The sequence below is a fragment of the Runella sp. genome, assembly GCF_027484545.1.
GTDB lineage: Bacteria > Bacteroidota > Bacteroidia > Cytophagales > Spirosomataceae > Runella.
Genome location: NZ_JAIXST010000282.1, coordinates 1 through 14,536, shown reverse-complemented (window position 1 = coordinate 14,536; position 14,536 = coordinate 1). Strand labels below are relative to the sequence as shown.

The 14,536-nt window shown below is 40.6% G+C and carries 14 protein-coding genes and 1 CRISPR repeat array; of the genes, 1 reads left to right on the top strand and 13 read right to left on the bottom strand.

Annotated elements, in window-relative coordinates; all coding sequences use genetic code 11:
* Nucleotides 1-62: 62 nt before the first annotated feature.
* Nucleotides 63-391: a CRISPR direct-repeat array (repeat unit 37 nt; unit sequence GTTTCAATCCTTCTGTATCAATGGATTACTCTGGAAG).
* 197 nt (nt 392-588) lie between these two features.
* The 10 genes from cas4 to Q0081_RS25435 all read right to left on the bottom strand — a co-directional run bounded on the left by cas4 (nt 589) and on the right by Q0081_RS25435 (nt 11,229).
* Nucleotides 589-1,161, bottom strand: a complete 573-nt coding sequence (gene cas4 / locus Q0081_RS25480; protein WP_298360360.1) for a CRISPR-associated protein Cas4 — start codon at nt 1,159-1,161, stop codon at nt 589-591.
* A 48-nt stretch (nt 1,162-1,209) separates the two neighbouring features.
* Nucleotides 1,210-1,500, bottom strand: coding sequence for a CRISPR-associated endonuclease Cas2 (gene cas2, locus Q0081_RS25475; RefSeq protein ID WP_298360358.1), 291 nt, complete (start codon nt 1,498-1,500; stop codon nt 1,210-1,212).
* Between the two features lie 54 nt (nt 1,501-1,554).
* Nucleotides 1,555-2,544 (bottom strand): CRISPR-associated endonuclease Cas1, encoded by a 990-nt coding sequence (gene cas1, locus Q0081_RS25470; RefSeq protein WP_298360356.1) that lies wholly within the window; start codon nt 2,542-2,544, stop codon nt 1,555-1,557.
* Between the two features lie 55 nt (nt 2,545-2,599).
* Entirely contained in the window at nt 2,600-2,776 is a 177-nt protein-coding gene (locus tag Q0081_RS25465; protein WP_298360354.1) for a hypothetical protein, read from the bottom strand.
* A 29-nt stretch (nt 2,777-2,805) separates the two neighbouring features.
* Nucleotides 2,806-3,525, bottom strand: coding sequence for a CRISPR-associated endonuclease Cas6 (locus Q0081_RS25460; RefSeq protein ID WP_298360352.1), 720 nt, complete (start codon nt 3,523-3,525; stop codon nt 2,806-2,808).
* Nucleotides 3,522-6,032, bottom strand: coding sequence for a CRISPR-associated helicase Cas3' (cas3, locus tag Q0081_RS25455; protein ID WP_298360350.1), 2,511 nt, complete (start codon nt 6,030-6,032; stop codon nt 3,522-3,524). The genes Q0081_RS25460 and cas3 overlap by 4 nt, the downstream gene beginning before the upstream one ends.
* A gap of 2 nt (nt 6,033-6,034) precedes the next feature.
* On the bottom strand, nt 6,035-6,862 hold the full coding sequence (gene cas5, locus Q0081_RS25450) for a CRISPR-associated protein Cas5 (protein WP_298360348.1): 828 nt from the start codon (nt 6,860-6,862) through the stop codon (nt 6,035-6,037).
* On the bottom strand, nt 6,862-8,025 hold the full coding sequence (locus tag Q0081_RS25445) for a type I CRISPR-associated protein Cas7 (RefSeq protein ID WP_298360346.1): 1,164 nt from the start codon (nt 8,023-8,025) through the stop codon (nt 6,862-6,864). Before Q0081_RS25445 ends, cas5 begins: the two co-directional genes overlap by 1 nt.
* 27 nt (nt 8,026-8,052) lie before the next feature.
* A complete protein-coding gene (locus tag Q0081_RS25440) occupies nt 8,053-10,116 on the bottom strand; it encodes a TM1802 family CRISPR-associated protein (protein ID WP_298360344.1) in 2,064 nt (687 codons plus the stop codon).
* A 216-nt stretch (nt 10,117-10,332) separates the two neighbouring features.
* Nucleotides 10,333-11,229, bottom strand: a complete 897-nt coding sequence (locus tag Q0081_RS25435) for a YafY family protein (protein WP_298360342.1) — start codon at nt 11,227-11,229, stop codon at nt 10,333-10,335.
* Nucleotides 11,230-11,628: 399 nt separating this feature from the next.
* On the opposite strand from Q0081_RS25435, the gene Q0081_RS25430 reads away from it, so the two are divergent.
* A complete protein-coding gene (locus Q0081_RS25430; protein ID WP_298360341.1) occupies nt 11,629-12,735 on the top strand; it encodes a Fic family protein in 1,107 nt (368 codons plus the stop codon).
* Between the two features lie 227 nt (nt 12,736-12,962).
* On the opposite strand, the gene Q0081_RS25425 is transcribed toward Q0081_RS25430, so the two are convergent.
* Genes Q0081_RS25425 through Q0081_RS32000 form a run of 3 tightly spaced genes read right to left on the bottom strand, consistent with a single transcriptional unit; the run spans nt 12,963 to nt 14,270 of the window.
* A complete protein-coding gene (locus Q0081_RS25425; RefSeq protein ID WP_298360339.1) occupies nt 12,963-13,265 on the bottom strand; it encodes a tyrosine-type recombinase/integrase in 303 nt (100 codons plus the stop codon).
* Nucleotides 13,237-13,992, bottom strand: coding sequence for a site-specific integrase (locus Q0081_RS25420; RefSeq protein WP_298360337.1), 756 nt, complete (start codon nt 13,990-13,992; stop codon nt 13,237-13,239). The genes Q0081_RS25425 and Q0081_RS25420 overlap by 29 nt, the downstream gene beginning before the upstream one ends.
* A 50-nt stretch (nt 13,993-14,042) precedes the next feature.
* The gene (locus tag Q0081_RS32000; RefSeq protein ID WP_409034098.1) at nt 14,043-14,270 is read right to left on the bottom strand and encodes an Arm DNA-binding domain-containing protein; all 228 of its coding nucleotides are present in this window, start codon (nt 14,268-14,270) and stop codon (nt 14,043-14,045) included.
* Nucleotides 14,271-14,536: the final 266 nt, after the last annotated feature.

Here is a 14,536-nt window from a genome sequence, read left to right as displayed (position 1 = left end):
TCTGTATCAATGGATTACTCTGGAAGTTTTCAGTGCAAGTAGGTGTTCAGGGCGTAAATAAAGTTTCAATCCTTCTGTATCAATGGATTACTCTGGAAGCTGCAAAGCGAAGCCGCAAGAGCCCGCGAAGAAATGTTTCAATCCTTCTGTATCAATGGATTACTCTGGAAGCTATGAAAAAAGTGACGCTGCAAGGTTTTGAATTAAGTTTCAATCCTTCTGTATCAATGGATTACTCTGGAAGTCGTTGCCATGTGTATGTATTATGTATGTTTGAAATTGTTTCAATCCTTCTGTATCAATGGATTACTCTGGAAGAGGAAAGTTGTCCCTGCGAAACTCCGCAAACTTTCGGTTTCAATCCTTCTGTATCAATGGATTACTCTGGAAGCCGTCAGGACGGCTAACGCGCTGAATCAAAGACGTTTGGATAGTTTTATCTTCTTCTCCTTTTTTGTTTTTACAGTAGGTCAAAGAGCTTTTTTTCATAGGTTTTAACAATTTTTCCGTAAATATAAATCACTGTTTATTAGACACTTAGATGAGGTTTGGGCCACAGTCTCAATAAATTGGCAGGCGGAAATACCGTTATTGAGCACAGATGTTCCGATACGTGCAATTTAAACAACGTGCTTTGTATTTGGTTGCTTTGGGGTAATAATTTTTGTCAATAATCCGAAAAATATCCGCCGCTGCCGCTTTTACCTCGTTTTTGTGCTCTTGGGTAATAGGGATTTCCACGAGTTTGTTTTGACTGCGCGTATAGACCAAAAAACCCTGACGCACCTCTTTGCCAAAATTTTCTTCAATCAACCAAGCATAACAATACAACTGAGTACGATAGGTCTCGTAAATCTTATTGTCGTACATCGCAAACTTATAGTCAAGCGGTGCCAAGGTGCCGTTTGCCAGCACCAACACCTCATCAATGCGCCCTCGGATGAGATCGTTGGTCAGGTATTGGTCCAAATGTTTGTCTACCGCACCGATTCGCTTCCGTAGGTACTCTTTGTTTTGCTCCAGCTTCCGGTCGTGCAGTTCCCGTCCCCGCATGACTTTATAGTTTTTTTCTTCGTATTGCGGTATCGCCAATACATACTCAAAAAACGTAAACCTCGGACAGTAGAGGTATTGGATAATATGAGAGGGAGTGAGCGTCATTGTTTTGCTCCCTTTCCCAAACTGGGGAAAGGGCCGGGGATAGGGGTTCTAAAAAAACAGGGCTTTTACTTCATCATTCACTAACTCTTTATCAAACGCCTGTCCCATCAGTACGGTTTGGCGCAGCTCGGTTTGGTTCATTGGAAACACGTACACTCTATCTTTTTCCTCATCAATCAATGTGTTTATTTGCAAACAAAGGGTATCTTTTTGGTGGGCGTCGAGGGTTCCCAGAAAACAGGAAAACTGCACCCGATACAAACCCGCCTGCTTGCAGACTTTGGCCACTTTGGTACGTGCTTTGTCGTTTTCGATGTCGTATAAAACCCAGATGATCATTTTTTAATTGTCGAATGTCGATGGCTGATGGCCGATTTAAGCGTCTGACTTCCCTTAGGCAATTAGCGAATTGGCGAAATTGTGCGCGTCCAACTGTATCGCATGGTTGCGAACGAGGTTGCGATTGCGGTACCGAATCGGGTCATCGTCCATGTATTTATTGAACGCGGTCACGAGCAATGCCTTGCCTTCGGCGTTGAGACTAAGGCCGTTGGCCAATGCATCGGAATGAGATTTGTTTACCTTCTTTCCCGAAAACAACCGAAACACCACTTCATCGGCGTAGGTACGGTAGGGCTCAATAAAATCATAGACCATGCTGAGTTGGTTGTAATCGTCGCGGTGCAAAAAGCCCACGTACGGATCTACCCCCGCCACAATGAGCGTCTTTTCTATTTTACTGTACAGAATACCGTAGGCGTAGTTCAGAAACGCATTGAACGCATCCTGCGCCGGGCGCATAGAGCGGCCTTTGAACTGATACTCCGAAGGCAACACATAATTCAAGGTCTCAAAATACAACCGCCCGGCTGTCCCTTCCAACCCGCGTAACGTATCAGCGATTTCGGTCACCTTTTGCGCTTCCAACGTATTGATTGACACCGATAAGGCTTCGATGCGGCTGATTTTGTCGTTCAGAAAGTCGGCGTGCTGAGGGCGGTGCTTTTTCAGGTCTTTGATAAAATTCAGTTGGTTGTCGAGCTTGGCCATCAGCCATTCTTTGGTCCACTTGACTCCCGTCGCGTTGAGGCTGGCTTCGAGCTGCGATTTACGGATTTTGGTCGTACTGCCCAGTTTACTGTGCCACACCCGGCCAATCGGACTGCCGTCCTGTTCCGTAAAAACGATGTCAACGTTAAATTTCATGGCCAATTTGACAGCATCCGTACTGAGCGACGTACCTGTGGTGAGCAGAATGTGGGTTACTTTGTTGGCCGAGTATTGCTTTTTTTCAATCTCGCCTTTGTCGTTTTTACGCCGAATCTCAAACAGTTCGTCTTTGACGTGAATGTACGTGCCGTGGGTATTAACGTGGAGTTGCATAGAGCATTAAAAGTTTTAATGCCCCAAAGCAACACCAAGTTTTTGACAAATTGTGTCACTTACTGATTTGAACTGGATGATGAACATCTTCATACGCCTTAATCAGTAAAAGTGCCATTTGTACCTGTTCTCCTTCCAGACTATCAAAAGGAACAGCCAATTCAAACTGAACATCTACCCAAGCCAACATGGCTTCATATTCTTCCTCGTTTTTAATAGGTTGTAGCGTCATGGTACTTTTTGGTCTTCAAATACATAGATTCAGATAGTCACAATACTCCCAAACCCCCGCGCCACTGACTTACCCAAGCCCAGATGATCGGGAAGGAGTGCATTGGTGGTAAATGTCCCGCCAAAGCCCAGAAAACTGACGTTTTTGAATTTTGTCACGGTGGGTTCGGTGGGGTTCAACTTGACCATAATGCGTTGCTCTTTGGTGAGGTTCAACCCGGCCGCCTCACAAACGGTCAGGATATTGGCCGTGAGGGTACGTTTCAAAATCGTCGGTTGGTCCTCGGCAGCGGCGTTTTTGTATTCGCCAAAATTCTTTTGGTTCAATCCCAGCCAAAGGGTATCGAAGCGATAACTGTGCAGATCGTCGGAAAGACCGATCACCGCTTGTTGGTGACTGATGTGTTTGCTCAGTACCGGGTAGCCTCGCCCTTCAATGTCCAAATGATTGATTTTCAAAAACAACTCTACCAACAACCCCGCCGCCTCTCCCATGCCTACCAACGTAGGCACCCGCCCCAGCACCTTGTATTGCACGAGTGGGTAGGCGTAGCGGTAGCGCGGTTCGGCAGCGCCTTCTATCTCAAAATGATTGTGCAACAGCGGCGAATGTTCCTGAAAGACATTGCCGAAATAGCCCCGCAACTTGTGCGCATCCCGCACCCGCAACGCAATTTCGGGAAAGGTAATGGTGGTGAGCGGTACGTCGATACGGGGGACGTCGATACGGGGGAGGGTTGTTTGGGTCATAGCATTTCTGGCGGATTGTACTTCTTGTTTATTTTATTTCTAATAAATCCAGTCTCGTGGCTATAGTGTTCTTGTTTTGCAACTCTTAGGTAATCAATTTCAAAAGGTAGACCTAAATGTTCTGAAATAATTTTGTGCTCTTCTTTATCAATATAGTAGTTTGGTACAGCGATTATTCTTTGATGAAAAGCCTTTTTATAATCTCGTTCAAAATCTTCTTTTTTCAGTTTTTTAGTCTTCAAAAGTTTGAATTTGTGGACAATTTCCTCTGCGAATGAATCTGAAAGGACAAAGACCGAAACCATATTTCCTCTTTCCTCAATCACCTCGAAATCAGAGACATATTTTTCAATACTATCTTTTTTCTTTTCGCCCTTCTTTCTATCGTACTTTAAATTTCTGGCGGCATTGAAAATATCCCTTGAATAATCAAAACTTGCTAAATCATTGGAGGAGATTTTATCAAAATATGTATCAACCATTTCAAAATAATGTCTCTCTAATATTTCCCCATTCTTATCGCTTGAATTTGTTAATGCTTTGCGAGCTTGTGTTGTTGTGGGGTCTTTATAAATTTTACCACAGTCTCCTAAATCTACTATGTACAATGGTAGATATAATCTGTCCGGGTTTTCTGGGTCTGACTGGCGATTGATACGTCCTGCAACTTGAACAATAGAATCAATCGGGCCTAAATCCCTGATTCCCATATCAAAGTCTAAATCTACACCTGCCTCTACAACTTGGGTTGAAATCAAAATCGGGGCTTTCCCGTAACGCAAATCCAATTTGACACGGTCAATAATATACATTCTATCAGCAGGAACGATATTGGTAGAAAGGCAGTAAATAGGGTTTCGCAGGTCATTTTCATCAACATATTGCTTAATCTGATTAAATAAGTTGATGCAACGATTTACTTTGTTTACGACTATTAGACATGACTTATTTGATTGCCAATACTTGGGCTTTGAGAATATTTTTTGGATGAAATCCTGTTCTGAGTTCTCACTGTCAAATTTTAAATCTAACAGAGGAACAATTTTGGTACGCTTGTAGGATTTGAATATTTCTTCATGACGTTCTAATAACTCTATTGACCACTCTTTGTAAGAGGGTTCAACACTTTTATCCGTAAACTGTGTACCTATACATTCTGGATTTGATAAAATCTCTCTATAAGAAAGCTCTAAAATCTTAGGTTTAGTAGCAGTCATTAGAATTATCCTCGTATTCATGAACTTCGATAAAAAATACAACATTGAACCAATAAGCGGTAGTTGTTCTAATCTCAATGTCTGAACCTCATCTAAAATCACAATGGCATTAGCCAAGTGATTAAATTTTTTAAGAATTTTATTCCTATACCCAATGACAGTATGTAAAAACTGTACAAAGGAAGTAATCACAATATCAGACTGCCATGTATCTAATTCCATAAGGCTCTGACTGTAACCCTTTTGCGACTCATTCAAATCTTTATCTTTCCCAAATACATCGGCATATTGATAATGAGCTAAAATTTTGCAGCCTGTATCTTTCAATGCTTTTTGGTACTCATCATATCCTTGCTCAATAATGTTTATGAACGGCAACGAATATACTATTTGAGCATTTTGTAATTCCGGTACCAAGTGTCGAAGACGCAATGCAAAATCTAAAGCAATGAAGGTTTTTCCTACGCCGGTGGGAGCGGTAAGGGTGAAGATTTTCGTAGAAAGTGTTTTTGGGTCATCTAATTTGGTAAGTACCTCACTTCTCACTTTACTTCTTAAATGATTAGCTTTTGCACCATTTTTGGACTTTTCTATCAAATGCCGTTCAACAGCCAAATGGTCTATTTCTTTTTTAGGATAAACATCTGTTTTTGAGGCATCTAATTTATCTCCTTCAATGAGAAGAGAAAAAAGATAATTGACGTAGAAGTATTTCTCTATTGAAGGAGAACGTGTTTGAATGTGTTCTATTTCATCGAAAAGCTCTCCCCAATTCAGCAATTCACTTCCTAATGACTGAGACGTTAAACTCAATTTGAGTTCGCTGTTAATTACGGCCAATTTAGGTACCAAATCTTCATATTGCGCCTTAATTTGCTTTTGTCTTTTGCTAAAAAACTCATTATTATCAGTATAATAAGAGTTTTGAATGTCGTTTAGGTTGGCGTGATGATATCTAATAACATAGTAGGCAAAAATTGACCAATAAGAACCTTTTTGTTTCAAATAGTTATAGGCAGTAATAGCACCAATCAAAGCATGATTTTGGAAATCTTCGGGGTGCTTTTTGTCAAATTTCAAATACTCCTGAAACCAAATGGTGTACTTACCAAGGTCATGAAGTTTAATAATCTCATCTATAAGCTGTAATTGTTTATTATCGGCAAAGTTTACCATTTGAACAGCCTCTGCTACTCGTTTCTTAATTCCTTCAATATGCTCGTAGATATGTTTCTCCGACTTAGAAATGATGTTGCCTTTGTCGTCTTTGTCAAGATGTGAATAGTACATGATTAGAGCAAATAAATGTATTGTTCCTGTTTGGGAAAGAAAAATAGGGACTCGGAAGAATGTAGCTTTAACCTCAAAGAGCTTTTGTCAGCCGAATATAAAAACACCTTAGTTTCATTAGCGATACGCCCTTTTAATTCTTTATTATGTGTAAACGAAGTCGGAAATAAATCGTGTTCAATAGAAAAGTTGTGCCCCCTGTCTATTTCTGATACTAAGCCTTCCTCAATAGCTCCAATTACCTCAACAAAGTCTTTTGATTGTAGCCCCACCTCGTAATCAATTGGCTCAATACCATTTGGTTGTGCTATGAAACCTAACATATTAGCCGCCCCCAGGCACACTCCAAAAGGATAGTACTCTCTTGTTAAATTAGCCTTTAATTTTGTAAAAACAGGCTCATCACTTTCGGGGAAGCCCACAAAAATTCTGTATTTGACAAGTGCATCTTTATCTCGTATGGAGTGCGGAATAATGATTTCGGTAGAGATTTGCTTCCGATTACCATAACCTCTAAAAATGTAGAGGTCATTTATATCAGAAGCCAAACTTTCCTCCGAAGCGCCGTCTTTTACTATTTTTAAGTAATTGAATTTTTGATTGATTTTGCGAACAGGGTTAATAATTTGAATGCCAATTTTTAGACTGTTAAAGGCTTCATTTTCAGTTCCAAAATAGTAAGAGTCTCTCTCTATTTCGGCAATAGATGCCAGTAACCCAAGTACGGTAGTTCTGGGCGGAATGGTATGGGTAAGGGCTGAAGCATTTGAGTAAAACTTTCTAAAATGAGCCATTTTCCCACACCAATCAAATGATATTAGCTCTTTCATCAAATAGTTAGTTGTTCAATGGTTTGCTCTTCAAATCTTTCTTTTAGTAACGTTTCTAATTTGTCGCAAGAACCATCCAAAGAATTCCAAATACGAATTTTTTGAACTTTGGCTTTTATTTTTTCAAGCCCTGTGACTAATTCTGTAAAATCAATATTGACATCTTTGATTGAGCGAACTTTTGAGAAGTCGGTATCAACGTTTGAAGTAACATTAATCAAATTCCTTAAATCACCCAAACGTCCATAAATCTCGTTTTCTTTATAGTCAATTTCTAAATACAGGCGAGGGTATTGATTTTTCTTGGAATCAGAACGCCAGTCAAGGATTGAAAGAATAATTGCTTCACGGAATTGCTTTAAATCTTCTTCAGAAAGATTAACAATTGCCCCTCGTTTAGCATTGATAGTACCGGTATGGCTGATTAAACTGTAAAAAAGAGTTTCTTTTTTGCCAATTCCGCTTTGTCCCTCTTTATCTCCCATTATGGTAACGATTGAGTTTGAAGGATTCAATTCAACAGGATGCAGCGAGTAGCCGGTATTTACTTGTATTGAGCCAATTACTGTTTTAGAAAACCCACCAACAGCAAAAGCACCACCAAAAAAACGACTGTCAATCATAGTGTCTTTAATGATAGCCGTTAATAATTCGTTATTGACCTCACCAAGTTCTTTTGTCTTAATACCGACTGTCAATTCTTGGTCTTTTTTAATGAAGCTGTGATATAACTCAAAGTCATCGCCTTTAAAGGGCTCTGTTCTCTTTTTGCTTTTTGTAGCTCCTTCTTCCTCCGATGAACCACTATCTTTATCTTTAACTGATCTTAATTTTTCAAAGGCAATCTGCAAGCCGGAGTGTTTTACTTTTAATTCTTCAAGTTTGATCCTGTCTTGCAAATAATCTACTACAACCCCCATCAAGCGTTTTTCAACTGAAACTTTTTGCTCACCCATCATTCTTACAAAAACATCATTTTGAGCATTTTTTTCATTATCGAACTTTGAAATTAGATAGTCTCGAATGGTTCTCTTGAGACGTGTATCCGATACCAAATTGGTTTTGGTAGCCCTATCCATACGGGGTTTGTTTTCTGTATCAGGGTCGCCATTGGGATTACTGAGAGCAGCATCAAAAATGAAAAGAAATTCCTTGTTAGTCATGATTTTATATTTGTTTAATGTTATTGTTTAGTCTTCATTTTCTTCATCGGCATCAATCTCCTCATCATTGTCAACATCTGAATCTTCTTCATCTTGTTCGCTTTTTGCCACCAGCTTACTTAATGATGAGGGTATCTTTTCTCGTACTTCCCAATAAAGTGCATAACCCGAAAAAATGTAGAAGACATTCTCAATGTCGGTTAATGTCCAGTTTTGTTCAGCACTATCGAAAAATGTTTTGAACATTGTAAGGTCATCGTCTGCATACCTAATCACCTCATATTGTTTTAGTTTCTCGATGGTTTCAGCGAAAAGCCATTTCAAGTCCATTGGTTTCATGCCTCCGTAATTGATTTTATCCAATATGGGGCGGCGCTTATTCTTTTGTTTTTTAGCTTGTGCATCAGCAGCAAGCCTAATTAGTTTGCCAAGGTAGAAAAGAGCTGCCTTGTCTTCTTGGTAATTACACCGCTCAAATACCTTTTGCGTTTTGGGGGGGAGTGATGAATAATCCATTGTGTTTGAGTTATTTTCTTTAAAAAGATTTTTTAAGAGATTTAGAAGAACTTGAAATTTTAGCGTGGCGTTGGATATTTTCACAAAGTACTCAGGCTTTTCGGTATAAGTAATATTTACGGTTCCTCCATAATACTTTCTTCCTGCTTTTTCATAAGGTCGCCCATAACGATAAAGATGAATCAAGTCAGCATAAACATTCATCAATGTATTCTTATCGTAGGGGGTATGTTCAAAAATTGATTTATAGAAAAATAAAGCATCAGGCTTTTTGGATTTGTCAGAAGCAACGGGAAAGAGATAGAAAATTTTCTGAAAAGAAAGACTGATTTCTTTATCAATAAAACTTTTTGCTTCATTGAGCTCTCGTTTAAGTCTTTCAAAATAAATTAATGATGGAATACGGATTGAATTTACAAAATCTATATCACCTTTACCTTTGATATATCCCAATAACAAAATAGCGTTGATTTGTCTTTTTGTATTCAATAAAAAAGACCGTTCCGTCTTTTCAAATTCTTCTCTTGAGAAAGCCAACTCTTTGCTGAGACTGTCTTTTAAGTAGTTTTGAAAATACTGAATTTCGAAATCGCCTGTAAACTCTGGAATAATATAGTGAGATATGCCTGCAATCCTGATTTTAAGCTCATTGTCTATTTTTTTAGAGCCAAGTTTTAGCTCATTATAAGATTTTTCGCTCAGAACGAAACCTGTTCCTATCATATTAGGTATGGTTGTAGGGCTTCCTGTTGCTGATTTTAGAAGATTTATGCTATCTCTTGGAAAAGAAACTTCAAAGGTCTGATTTGTCCCATTAAACGGGTCATTTATTGCTTTGGCCTTTGTCTTATCAATTTGCGCTAAATGTAAAAATCTATCTAAACAGAAATTTTTGTAATCATCAGATTGGCTCAGTCTGATTGAGTCAACTGTCAAGATTACAAAAACAACTTCATCTGTTCCTTTTTTAGAGTCTTTTGGAAAGAAATTGATTTTGGAAAAGTTTTTAAATCCATTTATTTCAACCTCTGAAAAAAAGTCAAGTTTGTCCAGTTTTTCTAACTTTTTTGATTGCTCCACAACAAACCCGATTCCTTTGATTAAAGCGCCTATTTTCTTACATAAGTTTTCACTTTTTCTGATTCTATCCCTTGCAGAAATAAGAATTGAGTTAATGTGTTGGCTTCCTCTGGATTTATCCATTTCTGCCAAAACTTTTTTTAGACCATTCGGCTTTCCTTCTTTTTCATCAATTACTATTTTTTCACCATCAATTCCCAAAAAATCTAATATGCTACTGCATTTTAAATATGAATTACAGAGATAGTAGCTTGTGAAGTTGCCAGAGATGGAGGTAAAGAAATTATTAGTTCGTATCTTGTCGTTAGCGAAAGAGAGTTGTTCAATCCCTAAACTCTCATTTACTGTATCAACCGTGATATTGATTATACAGGGTTTTATATCTTGCCCTTGCTTATTTTTGCTTTGTCTATACGATTGATAATAGGCATCTTCAATTTTACTCCCACTTTGAAGCAAAGCCTTACCTATTTTCTGTGTTTGTAACCATTCCATAATTATTTCTCATTTATCTGCCCCAAAGTACGCAATTCATTTTGACGAATTGTGTCACAAGTGAAAATTTTAGGAAAAAGTTATCAAGCGGTAAGCAAGGGGATGGAGAGGGCAAGAAGGCTCATTAACAGACATAGCCCTATTGGTCACACAAATATATGATAATCAATAAATTAACAAACTTAAGCGTTTTTAGCGTGACAAATAATCACTCATTTACCACTTCACCCCAGCCACTCTTTTGTTCAGATAGTTTTTCAGCGATGGCGGGCCTTCCACTTCAATTTCGGAAGGCAAACCGAGGATAAATCGACCAATCCCTTTATCACTGCAAGCCTCGCCCACGAAGCGATAAGGGAAACGGGCGTTGTGGTGCGGATGCGTGTACGGAAGAAGCGACGGAAATTCTTCAATCAGCAGGCGATACGCACGGCGGCTAAGGAGAAGGATAACGCCAAACGCCTCCCCGTTGAAGCCAAAGGCATCGGTCAGCAGATCTTTGTCGGGTTGTTGTTTGGCGGTCTGCTCCAAAATCTCCACGTCGTGCATCCGCTGTATTTTGAAGGTCTTCACCCGTTGTCCGGTCAGTTCGTAAGCATCCAATTGAGAGTAATCGTCGGAGAATTTCTGCGGCTCTACAATACGGTCCGAGATTTGGTCGGAATTCACGGAGTGGTAGTTGATAAGCCGCACCTGTTTTCGCTCCGCAATGGCCTCCGCCAACCGTTGCACGATACGGGCACGGTGGAGATCCATGAGTTCATCCGTCAGCGGGGTCAGTTCTGAAGTCAGGTAGACCTTACGACGGATACTTGCCGCCAAGGGGTGCGAATCGGGCAAAGCCCCCAGCAGCTGCTTCACCAATTGCGACTCTTCGGCGGTAAACTGATTGGGGGTGCGTGGGTCGGCCTCCGCGATAAAATACCGACCGTCAAAATCTTTGTCCAAGTCGTAGCCAATTTCTTCGAGCAGTTTGAAATAGCGATATATGGAGCGTTTGTCTACTTCGAGCCAGGCGGCCAACTGCAGAACGGTTTTGTGCGGTGGCGTAGCCAAATAGCGAATCACCTGAAAAATCCGAAGGATGGTTTTTTGAGGAAGGTCAGAAGTCATGGGAGATAGGGTAAAATCGTGCGTCTAAAAATAGTTGAATAGCCGCAACAATAAAAGTCTCCGCTGCGAAGCCGATGTTTTGGGTAGATAGTTAGGCGTGCTCTTTACACAAGAATGAGGAGGCGATGATTCAGCGCCATTTTAGAGCAGTTATGGGTTTAGGCAATTTTGCAATCGCTATATAGGTAATTGCAAAATTGCCTAACTAATTAACGGTTGATTTTTTGGGCAGACAGGCTGGTAATTTTGAAAGTGTAACTGACAAAATATTTGATACAATTCTTGCCGAAAGCAATTTGCAATGAATTCACTTGTTAATTACCGCATAATTTGCAGCGATTACTCTTGTCCGTGCGGTGAATAATTACGATATTTGTCGCATAATATGCGGCGAATACCATGTACATTCATCAAAAACATTCCTGGCCTGCCTTTTTTTGGAACCATCCATTTATTTCTCCGCTACTGGCTTCTGTTCGCCATAAGCAGGGGAAACTCGTCGGACGGATGGAAAGTCTGGGGTTTTCTTTGCAGGAAGAAGCCGTTTTACAAACCCTCACGTTGGATGCTTTAAAATCCAATGAAATTGAGGGAGAAATTCTCAATGCCGATCAGGTGCGTTCAAGCATTGCCCGTCGCCTTGGCATGGATATTGGTGCTCTCACTCCTACCGACCGACATGTCGAAGGGGTCGTTGAAATGTTACTGGATGCTACTCAACATTATACCAAGCCTTTATCGGAAGACAGGCTGTTTGGATGGCATTCGGCTCTGTTCCCTGCGGGGCGCAGCGGTATGTACAAAATCACCGTTGGAAACTGGAGAGATACTACTACAGGACCCATGCAGGTTGTTTCCGGGGCGATGGGGCGGGAAAAGGTATATTTTGAAGCCCCTTCCTCTGACAGGGTTCCCGAAGAAATGGCTCAATTCATCGCTTGGTACAATTCCAATGCCCATCAGGACCCGGTCATCAAAGCAGCCATTGCTCATTTGTGGTTTGTGACCATTCACCCTTTTGATGACGGCAATGGACGCATTGCCCGATCCATCGCCGATATGCAATTGGCACGTTCTGACGAAAGTGCTCAGCGGTTTTACAGTATGTCGGCTCAAATTCAGTTGGAACGAAAAGGCTACTACACTATCCTCGAAAAAACACAAAAGGGGGAATTGGATATAACAGAATGGCTGGATTGGTTTTTAACCTGTTTGGACAGGGCTTTATCGGCTACTGAAACCATCCTTACTAATGTACTCAACAAGGCTCGCTATTGGAAACTGTTTGCCGAAAAAAATATCAATAGCCGTCAAAAGTTACTGCTCAACAAACTTTTGGATGGCTTTGAAGGCAAACTGACCACCTCTAAATGGGCGAAAATTGCGAAAACTTCCACCGACACCGCCCTGAGAGATATTCAGAATCTGGTAGAGCAGGAGGTTCTGGTAAAAGAAGATTCGGGAGGAAGAAGCACAGGCTACAGGCTGATTGATTTGAAGGAATAGGGTGACTATCTATCGTACGGCACGGCTTTAACCATAACCAAATTATGAAACTCCGTAATGATAACGACGTTTTCAAAAGGTATAACGCCTTTCTCGATCATAAGGGCAACTCAACGATGTATATTAAAATCAAACTCATCCAAAAGCCTATAGGTCAACCTAAGTCGCTGTTGAATGAGTTTTGTGAATGGCCGGATTTGAACCCGCGGCCCTGCTTTTCTACTTATTTAGCCTGTCTTGCTATTTAGTTCGATAACGGGTTGTTCTACTTCCTGCTGTAGTTTCTGTCTCAGTGATTTCATATCATTGCTGACTTTCTTCTTGACCACTTTGGCATAAATCTGTGTCGTGCGAATGTCTTTGTGTCCCAGTAAAGTACTAACCGTTTCGATGGGTACATCGTTGGCCAGTGTGACGGTGGTAGCAAAGGTGTGGCGGGCGATGTGAGTGGTAAGCGGGATTTTGATCCCACAGATATCAGCCAATTCCTTCAGATAAGAATTATAACGCTGATTGCTGTTTACAGGCAATAGCTTGCGGTCCGCCGCCGCGGTTGTACATCCTGCAATACGCATGATTACGGTACTTTTCAATAATTTGAAGGGGAATGGGTAGCAGCATCACACTTTCGAGCGTACCTGTTTTAGCTCGATTGATGGAAATCCATTTTTCCCCGTCAATTCCTTTTTGAATGGCTTCCTGAGTAAAACTTTCCACTTCGCTGTAAGCAAACCCGGTATAGCAGCAAAAAATAAAAACATCACGTACCTCGGCCAAGCGTTGAATGGGCAGGTGCTTATGGTACATAAAATCTAAGTCTTCCTGCGTCAGGACTTCGCGCTCCGGTTGGATGTAAGCACACTTGAAAGACTGGAAGGGGTTGTAGTTGATCCATTCGAGGGAGATAGCCACGCCGATAATCTTTTTCAGATTTTTGACGTATTTCATGGCTGTATTGCTGTGCAGATGATGTTGGGTAAGTAGAAAATGTTCAAAGTTGGAAACAAAGGCTAAGTTGAGGTCTTCTAATGCAATGTCGGATAATTTGTACTGGTGTTTTAGGTATTCGGTCAGTTTGACCTTAGTGGTTTGGTATTTCTTCAATGTTTCGGGGGAGAGGTATCCGCGTTGGGCTTTTTCGGCGAATTTGAGGTTGTGATAGTCCAATACCTCCAATAAAGTTCGTTTTTTCTCTTTAATGCCCATGTAGGCATTTCGTACCATGTCAGGAGTGACATGTTGAGTCGCGGCAGCCAACAGATTGTAGTGTTTTTGTAAATCGCCTTTGACTAAATTAAGATAGCTATTCAGCGTACGAGCTTCTTCTGAGTTTCCTTTCTAGTGAGCCATTTATCAGGAAGAACTTTTTTGCCGAGTGAAAACTCGATACGAGCCCCGTCAATGGTAAGTCGAGCATAGATAGGAGCGAGACCATTTTCGTCGGCTTTTGACCGCTGCGGCGGGCCGCTTGCGTAGCCAGAACAAAACGCATAAGTTTTGAGCGGGTCGCCGCTGCGATTACTTTCATTTTTGATGTTGTTTGAGTGACCGAATAAGTAATTTTTTGCCTAAAATTTGACGTTAATTGACGCAGTTTGTTTTTCCACAAACTGTTAATTATCAAATAATTACAATCAATTCGGTGCCCAAATTTATACATCTTTGCAGGTAACCGAAAGGGCTACCTAAGCATTGGGAATGATTGGTGCAACTTGAGGGGAAATAAACAAAAAAACCTCAAAATCATACCGATTTTGAGGTTTTGAGAGCTTTTGGAGCTTATCTTGTGATCCCGCTGGGA